Source organism: Aeribacillus sp. FSL K6-1305, assembly GCF_038050115.1.
GTDB lineage: Bacteria > Bacillota > Bacilli > Bacillales > Aeribacillaceae > Aeribacillus > Aeribacillus composti.
Window position 1 is genome coordinate 1741711 of sequence record NZ_JBBOQV010000002.1, and the last position, 19339, is coordinate 1761049.

General features: G+C 41.0%; 16 protein-coding genes. 14 read left to right on the forward strand and 2 right to left on the reverse strand.

Annotated elements, in window-relative coordinates; all coding sequences use genetic code 11:
• Nucleotides 1–59: 59 nt before the first annotated feature.
• The 9 genes from argC to clpB all read left to right on the forward strand — a co-directional run bounded on the left by argC (nucleotide 60) and on the right by clpB (nucleotide 12661).
• Entirely contained in the window at nucleotides 60–1097 is a 1038-nt protein-coding gene (gene argC / locus NST97_RS18310) for an N-acetyl-gamma-glutamyl-phosphate reductase (RefSeq protein ID WP_341343547.1), read from the forward strand.
• A gap of 18 nt (nucleotides 1098–1115) precedes the next feature.
• Nucleotides 1116–2336, forward strand: a complete 1221-nt coding sequence (gene argJ, locus NST97_RS18315) for a bifunctional ornithine acetyltransferase/N-acetylglutamate synthase (protein ID WP_063387020.1) — start codon at nucleotides 1116–1118, stop codon at nucleotides 2334–2336.
• Nucleotides 2299–3111 (forward strand): acetylglutamate kinase, encoded by an 813-nt coding sequence (argB, locus tag NST97_RS18320; RefSeq protein WP_341343548.1) that lies wholly within the window; start codon nucleotides 2299–2301, stop codon nucleotides 3109–3111. Before argJ ends, argB begins: the two co-directional genes overlap by 38 nt.
• Nucleotides 3108–4265: an acetylornithine transaminase gene (locus tag NST97_RS18325; RefSeq protein ID WP_144596632.1), complete on the forward strand. Its 1158-nt coding sequence runs from the start codon at nucleotides 3108–3110 to the stop codon at nucleotides 4263–4265. The genes argB and NST97_RS18325 overlap by 4 nt, the downstream gene beginning before the upstream one ends.
• A gap of 57 nt (nucleotides 4266–4322) precedes the next feature.
• Complete coding sequence (locus NST97_RS18330) at nucleotides 4323–5387, forward strand: carbamoyl phosphate synthase small subunit (RefSeq protein WP_063387018.1); 1065 nt, start codon at nucleotides 4323–4325, stop codon at nucleotides 5385–5387.
• Nucleotides 5380–8457 carry a carbamoyl phosphate synthase large subunit gene (locus NST97_RS18335; protein WP_339199136.1) on the forward strand — a complete coding sequence of 1026 codons (3078 nt, stop codon included), beginning with the start codon at nucleotides 5380–5382 and terminating at the stop codon, nucleotides 8455–8457. Before NST97_RS18330 ends, NST97_RS18335 begins: the two co-directional genes overlap by 8 nt.
• Entirely contained in the window at nucleotides 8454–9374 is a 921-nt protein-coding gene (gene argF / locus NST97_RS18340) for an ornithine carbamoyltransferase (protein ID WP_339199139.1), read from the forward strand. Before NST97_RS18335 ends, argF begins: the two co-directional genes overlap by 4 nt.
• A 358-nt stretch (nucleotides 9375–9732) precedes the next feature.
• Nucleotides 9733–9912, forward strand: coding sequence for a YjzC family protein (locus NST97_RS18345; protein WP_063387015.1), 180 nt, complete (start codon nucleotides 9733–9735; stop codon nucleotides 9910–9912).
• 109 nt (nucleotides 9913–10021) lie between these two features.
• The gene (clpB, locus tag NST97_RS18350) at nucleotides 10022–12661 is read left to right on the forward strand and encodes an ATP-dependent chaperone ClpB (protein ID WP_339199142.1); all 2640 of its coding nucleotides are present in this window, start codon (nucleotides 10022–10024) and stop codon (nucleotides 12659–12661) included.
• A 540-nt stretch (nucleotides 12662–13201) separates the two neighbouring features.
• On the opposite strand, the gene NST97_RS18355 is transcribed toward clpB, so the two are convergent.
• Nucleotides 13202–13384: a YjzD family protein gene (locus NST97_RS18355; RefSeq protein ID WP_063387013.1), complete on the reverse strand. Its 183-nt coding sequence runs from the start codon at nucleotides 13382–13384 to the stop codon at nucleotides 13202–13204.
• 146 nt (nucleotides 13385–13530) lie between these two features.
• Between NST97_RS18355 and NST97_RS18360 the strand changes: the two genes are divergently transcribed.
• The 3 genes from NST97_RS18360 to NST97_RS18370 all read left to right on the forward strand — a co-directional run bounded on the left by NST97_RS18360 (nucleotide 13531) and on the right by NST97_RS18370 (nucleotide 16481).
• Complete coding sequence (locus NST97_RS18360) at nucleotides 13531–14268, forward strand: hypothetical protein (protein ID WP_311067038.1); 738 nt, start codon at nucleotides 13531–13533, stop codon at nucleotides 14266–14268.
• Nucleotides 14269–14407: 139 nt separating this feature from the next.
• Nucleotides 14408–15256, forward strand: a complete 849-nt coding sequence (locus tag NST97_RS18365; protein WP_327873811.1) for a hypothetical protein — start codon at nucleotides 14408–14410, stop codon at nucleotides 15254–15256.
• 274 nt (nucleotides 15257–15530) lie between these two features.
• The gene (locus NST97_RS18370; protein ID WP_339199146.1) at nucleotides 15531–16481 is read left to right on the forward strand and encodes a BMP family ABC transporter substrate-binding protein; all 951 of its coding nucleotides are present in this window, start codon (nucleotides 15531–15533) and stop codon (nucleotides 16479–16481) included.
• 55 nt (nucleotides 16482–16536) lie between these two features.
• On the opposite strand, the gene NST97_RS18375 is transcribed toward NST97_RS18370, so the two are convergent.
• On the reverse strand, nucleotides 16537–16809 hold the full coding sequence (locus NST97_RS18375) for a hypothetical protein (protein WP_063387009.1): 273 nt from the start codon (nucleotides 16807–16809) through the stop codon (nucleotides 16537–16539).
• A gap of 213 nt (nucleotides 16810–17022) precedes the next feature.
• On the opposite strand from NST97_RS18375, the gene NST97_RS18380 reads away from it, so the two are divergent.
• Nucleotides 17023–17955 (forward strand): beta-ketoacyl-ACP synthase III, encoded by a 933-nt coding sequence (locus NST97_RS18380; RefSeq protein WP_063387008.1) that lies wholly within the window; start codon nucleotides 17023–17025, stop codon nucleotides 17953–17955.
• Nucleotides 17956–18024: 69 nt separating this feature from the next.
• Entirely contained in the window at nucleotides 18025–19269 is a 1245-nt protein-coding gene (gene fabF, locus NST97_RS18385; RefSeq protein WP_063387007.1) for a beta-ketoacyl-ACP synthase II, read from the forward strand.
• Nucleotides 19270–19339 lie beyond the last annotated feature (70 nt).

Sequence of the window (19339 nt, forward strand, 5' to 3'; positions counted from 1 at the left end):
TTTTTATACAGTATTATAATGGTAACTAATTTAACGGAATGAATTGAAGGTGATTGAGGTTGAATATAGGAATTATCGGGGCAACAGGATATGGCGGTGTGGAACTTTATCGAATTTTAGCCAATCATCGGTATGTCGAAAACATTCATTTATATACATCTTCAGCAGAAAAAAAGAGCTATATTGACGAATATCCGCATTTATCCCATATAAAAGAAAATGAACTAAAACCGTTAGAGCCGGATCAAATAAAAGAAGAAAATGATGTTGTTTTTCTTGCGACGCCGTCGGGGATATCGGCTTCACTGACGCCGGAATTGCTTGACGATCAATTGAAAATCATCGACTTATCAGGCGATTTAAGGTTAAAAAACAGTGATGATTATGAAAAATGGTATAAAAAAGCACCAGCGCCTGAAAAGCTTTTGCAGGAAGCGGTATACGGCTTGACAGAACTGTATCGTGAGGATATTAAGAATGCTAAAATTTTGGCGAATCCTGGATGCTATCCAACTGCAACCTTGCTTGGCCTAGCACCGCTTGTGCGGGAAAAAATCGTCAAAGAGAACTCGATCATTGTTGATGCAAAATCGGGTGTTTCAGGTGCAGGTCGAAACGCGTCACTTGCCACAAGCTTTGTTGAAATACAAGATAATTTCAAAATTTATAAAGTACATCAGCATCAGCATATACCGGAAATTGAACAGGAGCTTCATAAGTGGGACGAGAAAGTCGGCTTCATTTCGTTCAGCACCCACTTAGTGCCGATGACAAGAGGGATTATGGCGACAATGTATATTGAATTATTAGAAGAATGGAATACTTCAAAATTAGTAGATTTATATGAATCGTTTTATAAACATTCACCATTTGTGAGAGTGCGTACAAACGGAACGTTCCCAAGCACAAAGGAAGTGTACGGCTCGAATTATTGCGATATCGGTCTTGCATTTGATCAAAGAACAAGTCGGTTGACAGTCGTATCTGTCATTGACAATTTGATGAAAGGCGCTGCAGGGCAGGCAGTGCAAAATTTTAACATTATGTCAGGATTCCAAGAAAATGAAGGGCTAAACTTTTTGCCAGTATATCCATAACATCAAGGAGGACTTCAAGTGACAACCAAAATAAGAAAAATAGACAACGGTTCAATTACAACACCGAAAGGCTTTTATGCAGGCGGCTATGAAGCGCACATCCGCTACACTCATAAAAAAGACATCGGCATCATTTATAGTGACGTTTCAGCAACAGCTGCAGCTGTTTACACACAAAACGTTGTGCAAGCTGCCCCAATTTTTGTGACAAAAGAGAGCATTGCAAAGGAAAACAAAATTCAAGCGGTGATTGTCAACAGCGGCAACGCCAATGCCTGTACAGGCGAAAAAGGTTTAAGCGATGCATACGCAATGCGGAAATGGACGGCTGAAAAGCTTGGAATTGCAGATCATCTTGTGGCTGTCGCTTCAACAGGAGTAATTGGCGAATATTTAAACATGGAAAAAGTCCAAGAGGGGATCAACAATATTGAATATGAACGTTCATCAGCAGGAGCCAAAAGCTTTGCCGAGGCTATTTTGACAACAGATACGTGTGAAAAGACTGCCTGCTATCAATTTGAAATCGAGGGAAAACAGGTGACCATCGGCGGAGCAGCAAAAGGATCGGGGATGATTCATCCCAACATGGCGACAATGCTCGGGTTTTTGACGACAGATGCGAATATCGATGAAAAATCGCTGCAGCAAGCTTTTCGAGAAGTTATCGATGAAACGTTTAATCAAATAACCGTTGACGGCGATACATCAACAAATGATATGGTGCTTGTTTTAGCAAACGGAAAAGCTGAACACTCAATGCTGACAGAAGAGCATCCAGATTGGCCTGTTTTTAAAGAGGCGTTGAGAAAAGTAAGCGAAGATTTAGCAAAGCAAATTGCCAGAGACGGTGAAGGTGCGACAAAATTGATTGAAGTTTCTGTTAATGGGGCTAAATCAAAGCAGGAAGCGAACATCATTGCCAAGACGATTGTCGGATCCTCCCTCGTCAAAACTGCAATATATGGAAAAGATGCGAACTGGGGAAGAATCTTGTGCGCCGCCGGCTACAGCGGAGCGGAATTCGATCCGAATCAAATGGAAGTGTATCTCGGCCATATCTTATTATTTAAAAACGGATTGCCAGTTTCATTTTCGGAACAAGAAGCGATCCAATATTTGGATCAGGAAATCGTAGAAATCAAGGTAATGTTAAATAATGGTGAAGCACAAGGAAAAGCATGGGGATGTGATTTAACATATGAGTATGTCAAAATCAATGCAAGTTACCGGACATGATAAACCGATTGTTGTCATTAAGCTTGGCGGCAGCATGCTGGAACAGCTGTCAGAAAGCTTTTTAGACAGCATAAAAGAACTGTTAACTACGAAACGGGTCATTATCGTCCACGGTGGAGGACCGGACATTAACAATATGTTGACAAAATTAAATGTAAAAAGCGAGTTTTACAACGGCATGCGTAAAACGACAAAAGAAGTGCTTGAAATTGCAGAAATGGTTCTTTCAGGAAAAATTAACAAACAGCTTACGGCTCTGTTGACAAAAAAAAATGTGAAAGCGATCGGACTTTCAGGCACTGATGGTCAGCTAATTGTCTCGTCATTTTTAGATGAAGAAAATCTTGGCTTTGTCGGCAAAGTCGAGCAGATTAATGATGAACTATTGCGTTCGCTGCTAATTCTTGACTATGTTCCAGTCATTGCCCCGATCGGCATAACGGCGGATGGGCAAAAATTAAATATCAACGCAGATCTGGCTGCTAGTGCAATTGCTGAAAAAATAAATGCGGAACAGCTGCTGTTTGTGACAAATGTTCCGGGAATTTTACATGACGGCAAGCTTATTGAAGAAGCGACGGAAACGATGATCGAAACACTCATTGAACAGAAGGTTATTTACGGCGGGATGATTCCGAAAGTACAGGCGGCTTTAGATGCGCTTTCTGATCAGCTTGAGCATGTGATGATTGTGAGCGGCAACGACCGTATTTTTAAGGAAGGGAAAATGATCGGGACGAAAATTACGAAAAAACGAGAGGTCGTGGTCAAATGAGTTATTTATTTCCAACCTATGCGAAGTGGGATGTGGCGATTGAAAAAGCAGAAGGAAGCTATGCATATGATGCAAACGGAAAAAAATATTTAGATTTTATTTCCGGAATTGCTGTATGCAACCTGGGTCATTGTCCGAAACAAGTGGCGGATGCCATCACTGAACAGCTGCAAAAGGTATGGCATACTTCTAATCTTTTTCATATCCCCCTTCAAGAAGAGGTTGCCAAGCAATTGGTGGAGCATTCAAGCGGAGATGCCGTATTTTTTGCGAACAGCGGCGCCGAAGCGAATGAAGCCGCCATTAAACTGGCTAGAAAACATACCGGCAAACATAAAATCATTACATTTTACCAGTCTTTTCACGGCAGAACATTTGCGACTATGACGGCTACTGCTCAAGAAAAAGTACATAAAGGGTTCGGTCCTCTCATTCCTACGTTCGAATATCTTCCTTACAATGATGCAGCTGCGGTGAAAAACATTCATGATGAGGATATAGCTGCTTTTATGCTGGAAGTGGTTCAGGGCGAGGGAGGAGTTATTCCTGCAACGAAGGAATTTTTACAGGCGGTAGAAGAAAAGTGCAGGGAGATCGGCGCATTATTCATCGTCGATGAGGTGCAAACTGGAATCGGACGCACCGGAAAAGCATTCGGCTACCAGCATTACGGCATTTCTCCGGATATTATCACTGTCGCCAAAGGATTGGGAAGCGGATTTCCTGTCGGAGCCATGATCGGAAAACAAGAATTGATCGAAAGTTTTTCACCGGGAACACACGGTTCAACGTTCGGCGGGAATTATTTGGCTATGGCAGCTGCGAAAGCAACTTTGGAAACTGTTTTTCAGCCAAGCTTTTTGCAAAGCGTTCAGGAAAAAGGCCAGCGGCTGTTCGAAGGTCTATCAGAACTCTTGAGAGATGTGCCTACTGTAAAAAAAGTGCGGGGTAAAGGATTGCTGCTTGGAATTGAGCTGGATATTGAGGTCAATAAAGTGCTTGCTTCTTTAAGAGAAGAAGGACTTCTAGCACTTTCAGCTGGATCCAATGTGTTACGGCTTCTTCCTCCGCTCACTGTTTCGAATGAAGAAATTGATTTAGGACTGGGCATTATTGCTTCTGTTTTGAAAAAAGAAAAAATCTTCTCTTCCTAAAAGAGGAGAATTTTCTTGCAAATTGTTGTATAAATATACATCAAAGAGGTGTTCAATATGCAAGGTTATCTTGTATTAGAAGATGGAACAGTTTTTGAAGGCAAGATGGATGAAATCGTGTCTCCTGTTAAAGGGGAACTCGTTTTTTATACAGGAATGACAGGATATCAAGAGGTGTTGACAGATCCTTCCTACAAAGATCAAATCGTCGTTTTTACGTATCCGCTTATCGGCAATTACGGCATCAATGATCAAGATTTTGAAAGCAAAAAGCCGCAGGTGAAAGGGGTCATCCTTTTTCAGCTGACTGAACACTATTCCCATTATAAAGCGAACCGTTCATTAAAAGACTATTTACAAAAATGGAATATTCCTTATTTAACAAATGTTGACACGAGAGCTGTTGTCAAACAAATCCGATCAAAAGGGACATTGCATGCGGTCATTTCAAAAGACAAACAATACGACTCTCAGGATAAGCTCTCCGATTTTCCGATTCGCGACGTTTCTGCAAGCGAAATCGAAACGTTTGGCAATGGTGCGACACACATTGCGTTAATTGATTTTGGATTTAAAAAATCGATTTTGAATTCTTTGCTGAAAAGAGGCTGTAAAGTTTCAGTCGTTCCGTTTCATCAAATGGAAAAAGTGTTTGAAATCAAGCCGCATGGCATCGTGCTGTCGAACGGACCGGGCGATCCAAAGCAAATGAAAAATTATTTTTCTACATTAAACCAATTGATGAAGCAATATCCGACGCTCGGGATTTGTTTAGGGAATCAGCTGATTGCCCTGTCGTTTGGCGGGAATACAACAAAGCTCAGATTCGGGCACCGCGGAGCAAACCATCCGGTAATTGATCAAAAAACAGGAAACGTATTTATTACATCACAAAACCACAGCTATGTGGTGGATAAAAAAAGCTTGGAAAAAACACCTCTTAAATTGCGATATACAAATGTCAATGACGGCTCAGTTGAAGGGCTTGAGCATGAAAAATTGAAAGTCATGTCTGTTCAATTTCATCCGGAAGCCCATCCAGGACCGGAAGATGCTAGTTTTATTTTTGATGAATTTTTAGACACATATGTAGCAGCAGGGAGAGAAAAAGTCTATGCCTAAAGATACATCATTAAACAAAATACTAGTGATCGGTTCAGGTCCGATCATTATCGGCCAAGCGGCGGAATTTGACTATTCTGGGACACAGGGATGCTTGGCGTTAAAAGAAGAAGGATTTGAAGTTGTACTTGTTAACAACAATCCTGCAACGATTATGACCGATACGAAAATTGCCGATGCGGTCTATTCAGAGCCGCTTACGGTGGAAAGCATTGAAAAAATAATTGCAAAAGAACGTCCAGACGGCCTTTTGGCAACATTGGGGGGGCAGACGGCTTTAAATCTAGCTGTGGAGCTTGATCAGGCAGGGATTTTGCAAAAATACGGCTTGAAACTGCTCGGAACCTCGATCGAATCGATTCAAAAAGGGGAGGACCGGGAGCTGTTTCGAAAGCTGATGATTGATTTGAACGAGCCGATCCCGGAAAGCAAAATTGTGGAGGATGTTCCGTCCGCCCTTCAATTTGCTGATGAAATTGGTTTTCCGATTATCATTCGTCCGGCTTATACGCTTGGCGGCAAAGGCGGAGGCATCGCCTACAACCGAGAAGAGTTTATTTCCATTGTCACAAATGGACTTAAAATGAGCCCAATCAATCAAGTGCTTGTGGAAAGAAGCATTGCCGGATTTAAGGAAATCGAATATGAAGTGATGCGCGATGCAAAAGGTACTTGTATTACCGTCTGCAATATGGAAAACATTGATCCAGTCGGAATTCATACCGGGGATTCGATCGTTGTTGCCCCATCTCAAACATTAACAGATGAAGAATATCAAATGCTCCGGCAGGCGGCTTTGAAAATCATCGATGCATTAAAGGTGGTCGGGGGCTGCAATATTCAGTTTGCACTTGACCCTGAAAGCAAGCAATATTACGTGATTGAGGTCAACCCTAGGGTAAGTCGCTCTTCCGCACTTGCTTCGAAAGCGACCGGTTACCCAATTGCCAGAATGGCTGCAAAGCTAGCTGTTGGCTACTCATTAGCGGAGCTGAAGAACCCGTTAACGATGTCGACATATGCCAGCTTTGAACCTGCACTTGACTATGTAGTTGTCAAATTTCCGCGCTGGCCGTTTGATAAATTTACAAAAGCAGATCGGAAGCTTGGAACAAAGATGAAAGCAACCGGCGAAGTGATGGCGATCGAACGGACGATGGAAGCCGCTCTGCAAAAAGCTGCGGAATCGTTGGAATTAAATAATATCGGCATTTATTTGCCTAAGCTTGTGAAAGAAGATACGTCAGCTCTTATTAACCGCCTCCAGCATGCAGATGATGAACGCTTTTTCATCTTAATGGAGCTGTTAAGAAGAGGAGTTTCTATAAATGAGCTTCACAGCCAGACAAAAATTGACTATTATTTCTTGCATGTTTTCAACCATCTAATTGAACTTGAAGGAAAAGCGAAAAAAGAAAAGCTGTCTCCAAGCCTTTTAAAAGAACTGAAATTTTTCGGCTTTTCCGACCGTTCGATTTCATATTGGCAAAAGACAGAAGAAAAAGAAATCCGAAAGCTCCGCAAAGAGTGGGGGATTAAAGCCATATTCAAAATGGTTGATACATGTGCCGCAGAATTTGAAGCGAGAACAAATTATTTCTATTCTACGTACGTTTTCGGTGAAAACGAAGCTGTCTCCACAAGCGGAAAGAAGAAGGCGCTTGTCATTGGTTCCGGCCCGATTCGCATCGGACAGGGAGTTGAGTTTGACTACAGTGCTGTTCACTGCATTCAAACATTGCAAAAGCTTGGATATGACGCGATCATGATCAACAATAATCCTGAGACGGTCAGCACTGATTATGAAACAGCGGATCGATTATATTTTGAGCCGTTAACAGTAGAACATATATTAAATGTTGTTGAAAATGAAAACATTGACGTAACGCTCGTCCAATTTGGCGGCCAGACGGCGATCAACTTAGCGGAGAAGCTTGAAAAAGCAGGCGTGAAGCTGCTTGGTACAACTTCTGAGCTTCTGGACATATTGGAGGATCGAGAAAGATTTTATCAGCTATTAGACGAAACGAATATCCCGCACATTCAAGGAGCAATGGCACATACAAAAGAGGAGGCGATATCGGAAGCGAAAAAGCTGCGGTATCCGATCCTGTTAAGACCTTCATATGTTATTGGCGGAAAAGGCATGGTGAAGGTAAAAAATCAAGAAGAGCTGCTTTCGTTAGTGGAGCAGACGGACGAAAATCATTTTCCTCTTCTTTTAGATGAATTCCTTTTTGGTCAGGAAGCGGAGGTTGATTTAATAGCTGACGGGAAAAATGTGTTTATTCCGGGATTTATGGAGCATATCGAGCCCGCTGGTGTTCATTCTGGCGATAGTTATGCGATTTTTCCAGCTGTGTCGTTGTCAAAAGAAATAAAAGAAAAAATGACCGACTATGCGGAAAGAATGGTTCAACATTTGCAATATAAAGGCATTATGAACATTCAATTTTTAATTGATGGTCAGGACGTTTATGTGCTGGAAGTGAATCCGCGTGCGAGCCGGACTGTGCCGATCGTCAGCAAAGTTGCCGGAGTGCCGTTAGTAGATCTTGCGACAACCATTTTAACCGGAAAAATGTTAACTGACTTACATCCTCAAATAGCAGCCCATGAATATGTGGCTATTAAATATCCGGTATTTTCAACGCACGCCCATTCAGATGTCGATATGAAACTAGGTCCGGAAATGAAATCGACGGGCGAAGGAATGTGTGTCGGCAAATCTGTGGAGGAAGCGATGCGGAAGGTATTCGATCATTTATTTCCAATTCATTCGGACGGTATTTTTGTGGATGGAGATAAGAAAGATGATGTACTCGATTATATAAAACCGGTAACGGATAATTTTGAAAGTTGGCTTGAGAAAAAAGAAGCGGTGCTTTATTATAATCCGGAAGAAAACGATCAGGCAAAGGCAAGACGACAAAAAGCGCTTGAACGAGGAATTATGGTATTGACGGAAGAAGCATCATTTCAGGCATTTTTAAGTGCACTAACAGTTAGCAAATACACGCCTATTTCTTTACATGAACTGTCAGAAAAAGGAGTCGAAATGAGTTTATGAGCACACTTAAAGGTCGTAACGTTTTAAAGCTGCTTGATTTTACATCAGAAGAAATTCAATATTTGCTCGAGGAAGCATTGAAATTAAAGCAAAATCCGCTATCAAACGTCCTTCATGGGAAAACGCTGGCGATGATTTTCGAAAAATCATCCACTCGAACTCGTGTCTCCTTTGAAGTAGGAATGCTGCAATTAGGGGGACATGCGCTTGCCCTTTCTTCAAAAGAGCTTCAGCTCGGGCGCGGTGAGACAATCGCTGATACAGCGAGAGTATTGTCGCGATATGTGGATGCCATTCTTCTCCGCACAACTGACCACAATCGGGTCAAAGAGCTTGCCGAATATGCAACTGTCCCTGTCATCAATGGTTTGTGCGACTTGTACCATCCTTGCCAAGCGTTAGCTGATTTATTGACAATTTATGAGCTGAAAGGCAAATTTTCAGGCGTAAAAGTCGTTTATGTTGGCGACGGCAACAATGTAGCCCACTCCCTTATGGTTGGCTGCGCAAAAGTTGGCGCTCATTTTACGATCGCAGCCCCAGAAGGCTATGAGCCAAATGAAATCATTTTGAAACAGGCGAAAGAAATTGCTGGCGAAACGGGCGGGAAAGTCGAATTAATTCATAATCCAGACGAAGCGGTTCAGGATGCTGATATTATTTATACGGACGTTTGGGTCAGCATGGGGCAGGAAGAAGAAACAGAAGCAAGAATGAAAGCATTTAAACCGTTTCAAGTAAATCAATCCTTGCTGGCAAAAGCAAAACGAGATGCAAGCTTCCTTCACTGCCTGCCGGCTGCGCGCGGTTTGGAAGTGACAGATGAAGTGATGGACGGAAGCCAATCAGCGGTATTTTTGCAGGCCGAAAACCGCCTTCATGCGCAAAAAGCAATTTTAAAAGAAATTATGGCTTAACAAGATCTTTCGTTGATAAAGCAGGATGATCTCCTGCTTTTTTCTTTTGAAACCGGGGCGAAAGGTTTTACTCTACTGCATATATATCCAGACAAAAAAGAACGACAGGTGAGACAATTTTGGGAATAATTGTAAATAATGATTCTCGCAGAAACAGTAAAAAGAGCTTTTGATCCAGCATTCGGTGCTTGAACGCTTAAACGATTTTTTCAAAAGGATGCCATATGCAGTGAGTTCGATTTTGGGCGTTGAGTAAAGTTTCGAAGTACATCACATAATGAAAATTATCAAAGGTGTTTCTGTCTATACATGAAAAATCTTCTGATAGCCAACAATAATGTCCAAGGAGGGATGATTCATGGGTCAAAATCGTCAATTCAGGCCTGGTCAAAAAGCACCTAACAACGGAATTTACATCGAAGTCGGCGAGACCGGATCGATGGTGGTCGATCCCAAAAAGGTTGAACTCAAAGCAGGAGATCGATTCCCCGAAACATCCAACCATAATCGGGTTTGGACCTATAAGCGCAAGCCGTAATATTTCGAACAACGCTAAGCCATTCGGAAAACGAATGGCTTTACTTGATTTATAAAGAAGTTATAATAAAATTAAAGGTCAAAAAAAGTCAAAATAGGGGCGTTTCGGTATGGATGTAAATCTATTCACGGAGAAGCTGCAAAAAGGTCTGGTAGAAGCTCAAAAAATCGCAAAAGAACATGAACATCAAGAAGTGGATGAATTTCATATTTTACTTGCTTTTCTGCGGCAGTCTGACGGGATTTTTCCAAGAATTTTAGAAAAGCTTAAATGTCCTGTACAACAAATTGAGTCAGCGATCAACGAGTATTTACAAAAAAAGCCGAAAATATCTGTTCACGGAAACGGTGAGGTAAGTATTTATATTTCCCGTACTCTTTCAGAAGCTTTTGCAAAAGCGGACGAAATAAGGAAAGATTTTCAAGATGATTATTTATCAGTTGAACATATTATATTGGCATTTACCGAATCGAGCTCAAAAGAAGTGAGAGAGCTTTTTCAGCAATATCACTTAACAAAAGCTGCCATATTGAAAGTGTTAAAGGAAATAAGGGGGAATGCTCGGGTGACATCACCTAATCCAGAAAGCACTTATGAAGTATTGGAGAAATACGGCCGTGATTTAGTTAAAGAGGTGAAAGAAGGAAAAATTGACCCTGTCATTGGCCGTGATCAAGAAATTCGGCGCGTGATCCGAATTTTATCAAGAAAAACGAAAAACAACCCGGTGTTAATCGGTGAACCAGGGGTTGGAAAAACAGCGATCGTGGAAGGATTAGCCCATCGGATTGTACGAAAAGATGTACCGGAGGGATTAAAAGATAAAACAATATTTGCTTTAGATATGAGCTCGCTCATTGCGGGAGCCAAGTTTCGCGGAGAATTTGAAGAAAGATTAAAAGCTGTTTTGCAAGAAATTAAAAAGAGCGATGGACGGATTATTTTATTTATTGATGAATTGCACACAATAGTCGGGGCCGGCAAAACAGAAGGAGCGATGGATGCCGGCAACATGTTAAAGCCGATGCTTGCGAGAGGTGAGCTGCACTGCATAGGAGCAACGACACTTGATGAACATCGCAAGTATATTGAAAAAGATCCGGCGCTTGAGCGGCGTTTTCAACAGGTGCTTGTGAGCGAACCGTCTGTGGAAGACACGATTTCTATTTTACGAGGACTAAAAGAACGGTTTGAAATCCATCATGGAGTCAAAATTCATGATTCGGCGATTGTAGCTGCGAGTGAGCTCTCGCACCGCTATATTACAGAACGCTTCCTGCCTGATAAAGCGATTGATTTAATCGATGAAGCATGCGCGATGATCCGCACGGAAATAGATTCAATGCCGACAGAACTTGATGAAGTGACGAGAAGGATTATGCAGCTTGAAATTGAAGAGGCTGCATTGAAAAAAGAAACGGATGACATCAGCCGAATCAGATTGGAAGAGTTGCAAAAGGAACTTGCAAATTTAAAAGAGAAAGCAAATGAAATGAAGGCGAAATGGCAGCTTGAAGTCGAAGGTATTCAACAGCTTAGAAGCTTGAGGGAAGAGCTGGAAAAAGCACGCAGAGATTTAGCTGATGCTGAAAATGAATACGATTTAAACAAAGCGGCTGAGCTGCGCCATGGAAAAATTCCGGCGCTGGAAAAACAAATCAAACAGCTGGAAGAAGAAATGAAGCAGAAAGAGGAAAACAAGATGCTTCGCGAGGAAGTAACAGAAGAGGAAATTGCCGGTATTGTGTCAAGATGGACTGGCATTCCGGTAGCAAAGCTTGTACAAGGGGAAAGAGAAAAGCTTCTGAAGCTTGAACAAATATTAAAAGAAAGGGTCATCGGGCAAGACGATGCAGTTGAATTAGTATCGGATGCAGTTTTGCGTGCGCGGGCAGGCATAAAAGATCCGAACAGGCCGATCGGCTCCTTCCTCTTTTTAGGTCCGACAGGGGTCGGGAAAACGGAGCTGGCGAAAGCATTGGCAGAAGCGCTTTTTGACAGCGAGGACGAAATAGTCCGCATTGATATGTCGGAGTATATGGAAAAACATTCTGTCTCAAGGCTGATCGGCGCACCTCCGGGTTATGTCGGATATGAAGAAGGAGGACAGCTGACGGAAAAAGTTCGGAGACATCCGTACTCGGTTATATTACTGGACGAAATCGAAAAGGCTCACCCAGAAGTGTTTAACATATTGCTGCAAATGCTTGATGACGGCAGGGTGACCGATTCGAAAGGAAGAACAGTTGATTTTAAAAATACAGTGATCATTATGACATCCAACATCGGTTCTCAGCATTTGCTCTCCGGTTTAAATGATGAGGGGGAAATAACAGACGAAGCGAAAAAGAAAGTTCTTGATGAGCTCTCCATGCATTTCCGGCCAGAATTTTTAAACCGGATTGATGACACGATCCTGTTCAAGCCTTTAACAATGAACGAAGTAAAAGGAATAGTAGAAAAACTTTTAAAAGAGCTTCAAGCGCGCCTATCCCATAAACAACTTACACTAAAGATTACAGATGAAGCGAAGGAATTCATTGCAAAAAGAGGATTTGATCCTGTATTTGGCGCACGGCCGCTGAAACGGTTTATTCAAAAGCATGTAGAGACAAAACTTGCGAAAGCGGTTATTGCTGGAACCGTTCATGATCGTGACCAAGTTCTGTTAGGGGTAGAAAATGAAGAAATTGTTATAAAAACGGATTTGCATGCTCATGAGAAGAGCGGAGCAGCAAAATTAGAATAGCTATAAATGGATATTAAAACCCTTCTCAATCGAGGAGGGTTCTTTTTTTTGTGCGGACCATGTAGACATAGGAAACTGTGTCCTGGCGGCGGGGAATCTGATTCGGAGACTAAAAACAGGGCGAGATTCCTATCAGGCTAGTTTCATGGGGAGATTGCACAGCTAAGCAAGCCTGATTCTGCCTAAAAGACTAGAAAACTATAATTGGAAAAGTGTAGTGATTTATAAGTTTTTCCGCCAATCTTAGTTGTGCTGACGTATACGTAACAGCTTCATGTAAATTTGCTAGGCTGAAATCTTAATTATACTGACGTATATGTTAACTGGTAAGGGTCTGTCCAAAGACAAATCTCCATTGAAAACAAAAAATCACAGGGGATGTCTTAAGCCCAAAAATGACTTATTAGACTATCCCCTTTTTTTGAATTTGTCTATATTATGGCGTAACAAGTGAGGCTTCGCCGATAGCAGCAGGCATCTAATCGCTGATTTTCGTTTTAAATAAAAAGAAATTGGCAATTCGCCAATTTCGACAAATTCTTAATGCTCTTCTGAAGGTTCAGCCGGAATTAACTCCCCAATTATAAAGAGAAGTACGGTAAAAACAACAGAGATTATAATTGCTGTTGAAAAATGGAATGCAGAGCCTGTCATGGAAGAAACAACATAGCTGGCCATGTTGACAAGCAAAAACGTCCAAAAAAATGTTGCGAAATATCTCATTATCTTCACCTCGTTTATTCCTGTCTTTACTTATATTATCATACAACATTTTTCATGAAAACGGTTGTTTCGCGATTTTTTTGCGAGCCTTTTTGACATTTCGTACATACATTATAAAAGGTCATCGATGGAAAGGTGGTGGGCAAATGGAAGGTGTTTCGGAAAGATTTTTTCAAATTGAAAACGAGTGGAATGTCATTCATCTTCCGGAAAAGCCGAACGGATTCGGCATCTTGATCATTGGCGATCGAACCCATTTTGTTGAAAATGGTTCAAGCTACTGGTTGGAGCATTACGGGCGGCGTCAGCTGATCAATACGTTAAAAAGCTGCGGATATACATTGTTTCATTCCAATCTTTACGGACGCCATTGGGGCAGCTCTCACGCCGTTTTGTTGGCAAAACAGCTTTATCATCTTGTCATGAAACAAGAAATTTTAAATAAAAAAATCCATATACTGTCTGAAGGTATAGGAGCACTCGTTGCGCTGCAGTTGATGGAAGAGATGCCAAATTCCATCCGTTCATCGGTGATGATCAATCCTTGTTTGGACATAAAAGCCCAAATAGCGGAAGAGAAAAAGAATAAATTTTTTTACAAACAAATGATAAAAGAACTATCAAAAGCTTACCAATTAGATGAAAAAGCTGTCACCCATTATCCCTTTGTCCGTATACAAGACTTTGTATCAAAAATACCTGTAGGCATCTGGCAGAAAATGAACGGGGGAAGCTATTCCTATAAAATTCATGGAAAAAAATATGAGGAATGGAGAAAGCAGCTGAAAGCTCCAATTCAATTCACATTTTATTTCCAGGAAAATATAAATCGGATCCATGATATGATAAGAAGTTTTTACAAAGAGCATGAAAGAATCTTATAGAAAAGGAATTGAGGACTGGGCGAAAATGCTCAATAAGTGAGCAGGCTGCCCCCTTTTTGTTTGAAAAGGGCATTGGACTAATCTCTTCTTTTTTCGCATACGATACAATAATAGTTTTTTCATAAAGGAGGTTTTCAAAATGTCAACTGCCTTAAAGCAGTGTAAACATATTTTAATTGTTGGGGTTCATCAATTTGAAGGCTTTCATATATGTTCAAAACTGGTAGAGGAAGGATTACTAGTCGATGGAGTGGTAATCGTTCCTAAAAATCCGTTGCAAAAAAAAATATGCGAAGAAGAAATGATGTGGCTCGGGCGGAACGCACATTTTCATTTATTGGAAGAAGACAGCTGGATAGAGGATGCTTCCAAAAAGCAATATGATTTGATTTATTATTGTCAAACAGATCATCAACCGATAGACGATGAAGCTGAAAAACACCGATTGGAAAAAACGGTCGAAATCGCATCCCTCAAGCAGACTCCGATTATTTTTATATTTTCTCTTGAAGGAGAAAATCCGCAGGAAGATAGGGATGAAGAAATTGACAGCTGGATGCAGCAAATAGGACAAAAATGGACTTTCCCTTATTTATTTGTTTATCTTCCAACCGTTTTCGGACCTTGGCAGCCGCTAGGCCATTGGATTTCGAACAGTTTGTTGGAATGTACAGGCATCAGCCGTTCCAAGACGAATGCGAATGAAAAAATTGTCATTCGCGACATTCTTCATATTGATGAAATAGTTCCGGTGTTAACAGAATTTGACGAAGATTTGTTTGCGAAAAAAACAATTTACTTGATTTCCGACGACAAAGAGCGCATCAAGAAGGTGATGAGCTTTTTTGACATTTTTCATTACATTTACAAGCCTATATCGAAAAGCGAACATCATTTAGTTGTTCCAAAGACGGTCGAAAACATTGAAAAGAGTTTGCAAGAATTAAAAGATTTTTTCCTGCACAATACACGCAGACTTTATACCTAAATATAAAATTTCTTTACTTCATTGACGGCGTATAGCAAAATAAAAGAGGAATGAAGTGAAACGTGAAAATTTTAGTACTAAATATACATCGTGTTAAAGAGGAAGCTTCCTAGAGAAACGCCTCATAAGCTATATTTCGTGACAATCAAATTGACCGTAAATTCAAAAGATCGTTTTGAACTTAGCTGAGATCGATATGTAATCATTTCGATTATTGAGAAACCTCACCATTTCAATGATGATGCAGTTCACTGGTTTAAAGGAGTTGCTTGGTATGTATAAAAAAATGTTTGTGATCATTTTTATTTTATTATTTCTCGTTGGCTGCGGACAAGCATCAGAAAAAGGAAAACTGAAAAAGGTGGGTTTGCTCGTTCCTGAAACGATTAATGATCAAGTTTGGGGGACAAAAGGGTATAAAGGGCTGTTAAAAATTCAGTCTGAGCTGAATGTAGATGTTTTTTATAAAGAAGGAATGAATTCCGAAGCGGCGGTGAGGGAGGCGGTCGAAGAATTTCACGGAAAGGGAGTTAATTTAATTATCGGGCACGGTCACGAATATGAGGGTTTTTTTAGAGATTTGCTGGATCTATATCCAGATATTCATTTCGTTTTTTTTAATGGTGATGCAAAAGGCCCGAATGCCACAAGTTTAAATTTTGAGGCGCATGCCATGGGCTTTTTCGCAGGAATGGTGGCAGCACATATGACAAAAACAAACGAAATCGGAATTATTGCCGCTTTTGAGTGGCAGCCTGAAGTGGAGGGGTTTTATCAAGGGGCGCAATTTGAAAATCCAAACGTAACCATTCACATTGAATATGTCCAAGGGTTTGATCATATTGACTTGGCGCTTGAGAAGCTCGATAAGCTTGTCGCAGAAAATGTAGATGTTGTTTATCCGGCAGGCGACAGATACAACGTGCCAGTGATCGAAAAAGTGAAGGAAAAAGGAATATATTCAATTGGCTTTGTTTCAGATCAAAGTGATTTGGGCGAACAAATGGTTTTAACAAGCACAGTACAGCATGTGGATGAGTTGTATTTATTAGTCGCAAAAAAATTTATAAAAGGCGAACTGGAAAGCGGGAATTTATATTTTGATTTTCAAGATGGTGTGATTGATTTAGGGAAGTTCAGCCCTCTAGTAGATAAAGAATTTAAAAATAAAGTTTTAAAATATGTGGAAGAATATAAGAAAACAGGGAAATTGCCTAACGAATAATGCTATGGTGAGATAAATAAAATAAAAATTTTGGGGGATGGTTGAATTCATCCCCTTAATTTTTAAATAGTTTTTTAATTTGATTGACGAACGGCTTTATTTCTTTAATAATTGGCTTCAGCTCAGATAATTTTGTCACAATATCATCGACTTGCTCAAAAATTTTTTGATAGTCTGATTGCTCGTTTTGCTCGTTTTTTTCGGAAGTTTTTTCGGAATGAACCGGAAGCTGCCGGCCGAACATAAATTGGGTAAAAAAATCGGGTTCTGGTGCTTCTGCTTTCTCTTTTTCATCTTCCTGCCGCTCGTTTACGTTTTCATCACTCATTCCCGTTTCACCTTCCGTTCTTTTTTCCTTTTCATCCTATTTTATGAAACAAAACTGAGTAAGGAATAGACGATTAGCTCAATCTATCAGTCAAAAACAAGAAAACCTGTAGTTAACTGTTATGAAGCATATTGCTATAAGTAGAAAAATAATATAAAATTAGTACCAAGTCATAACATTTGATAATAATTTTTTGTGAAGGAGATGTTCTTGATGAGAGCTGGGATCATCGGGATAGGCCGTTATATACCGGAAAAAGTTGTGACTAACTATGATTTAGAAAAAATCATGGATACGTCTGATGAATGGATTCGAACAAGAACCGGCATTGAAGAGCGGAGAATTGCTTCAGATGATATGAAAACATCGGATTTGGGCGCAAGAGCGGCATTAGAGGCCATTGAAGATGCAAAAATTTCCCCGGAAGAAATCGATATGATTATAGTTGCGACCGCAACACCTGATCAATCCTTTCCATCAGTTGCCTGTGTTCTGCAGGAAAGACTTGGTGCAAAACGGGCTGCTGCTTTGGACATAAGCGCCGCATGTTCAGGTTTTATTTATGCGATGGCAACGGCAGAGCAGTTTATACAAACAGGAGCTTATAAAAAAATTCTTGTCGTTGGAGCCGAAAAGCTTTCGAAAATTACGGATTGGAATGACCGTTCAACAGGTGTTTTATTTGGGGATGGTGCCGGGGCGGTTGTTTTAGGAGAGGTAAGTGATGACAGAGGGATTCTCTCATTTGAGCTAGGAGCGGACGGAAGCGGCGGCAAGCATTTATATGAAAAAGGCCATATTGTGATGAACGGGCGTGAAGTATTTAAATTTGCTGTGCGGCAGATGGGAGAATCAAGCATTAATGTATTGGAAAAAGCGGGATTAACGAAAGAAGATGTTGACTTTCTCATTCCGCATCAAGCAAATATCCGCATTATGGAAGCCGCCAGACAACGGCTTGAATTGCCGGAGGAGAAAATGTCCAAGACGATTCACAAGTACGGGAATACTTCCGCAGCATCAATACCAATTTCTTTATACGAAGAAGTAAAAGCTGGTAAAATAAAAGATGGTGATCTTATTGTGATGGTCGGCTTCGGCGGAGGTTTAACATGGGGAGCCATTGCATTAAGATGGGGACAGTAAAATCATTCAATCAAAAATAAAAATGCTTTTTTTCCGTCATACAAACCGAAAAAGGCGAGGTGTAATGATATGGAAAAACGTAGAGTAGTTGTAACAGGCATCGGTGCTGTGACACCGATTGGATTGGATGCGAAAACAAGCTGGGAAAATGCTTTGAAAGGTGTATCAGGCATTGGAGAATTGACGAGAGTCGATAAAGACATATTTCCTGTCAAAGTTTCCGCCGAAATAAACGATTTTAAACCTGAAGATTTTATGGATCGGAAAGAAGCGAGGAAAATGGACCGCTTCACACAATTTGCATTAGCCGCCTCGTTGATGGCGCTTGAAGATTCAGGTTTAAAAATAAATAATGAAAACCGCGAACGGGTAGGCGTTTGGATCGGTTCAGGCATAGGCGGAATGGAGACGTATGAACAGCAATTCGAAACTTTTCTGGAAAAAGGTCCGAGACGTGTAAGTCCTTTCTTTGTTCCGATGATGATTCCTGATATGGCAGCCGGACAGGTGTCCATAGCGATCGGCGCGAAAGGTCCAAATTCATGTACAGTCACTGCCTGTGCAACAGGATCAAATTCAATCGGCGATGCCTTTAAAGTAATTCAACGTGGCGATGCCGATGTGATGATTACGGGCGGAACAGAAGCGCCGCTGACCAAGATGGCTTTTGCAGGTTTCAGTGCAGCAAAAGCGTTGTCGACAAATCCTGATCCGAAAACTGCTAGCCGTCCTTTTGACAAAAACCGCGATGGCTTTGTCATGGGAGAAGGTGCAGGAATACTTGTTCTTGAAGAGCTGGAACATGCTTTAAAACGAGGAGCAAACATTTATGCAGAAATCGTCGGCTATGGATCAACAGGCGATGCCTATCACATTACACAACCGGCTCCTGGCGGAGAAGGCGGAGCACGTGCAATGAAAATGGCAATTCAAGATGCAGGCTTAAAACCGGAAGATATCGATTATATTAATGCCCATGGAACAAGCACCGAATATAATGATAAATTTGAAACATCGGCGATTAAAGAAGTTTTTGGCAGCCATGCTTATCAATTAACCGTCAGCTCGACAAAATCGATGACAGGTCATCTCCTTGGAGCAGCAGGAGGAGTTGAAGCCATTTTCACCATTTTAGCAGTGAAAGAAAATATAATTCCTCCGACAATTAATTATGAAACACCTGATCCTGACTGTGACTTGGATTATGCTGTTAATCAGGCTAAACAAAAAACAGTTCGGGCGGCGCTCAGCAATTCCCTTGGTTTCGGAGGACATAACGCCACGCTCGTTTTCAAGAAATTTGAAGAAGCCTGATGTCAACATATAGGAAATTAAGGATTATATGAAACCGTTATTGCCTAAACAGGCAGTAGCGGTTTTTCTT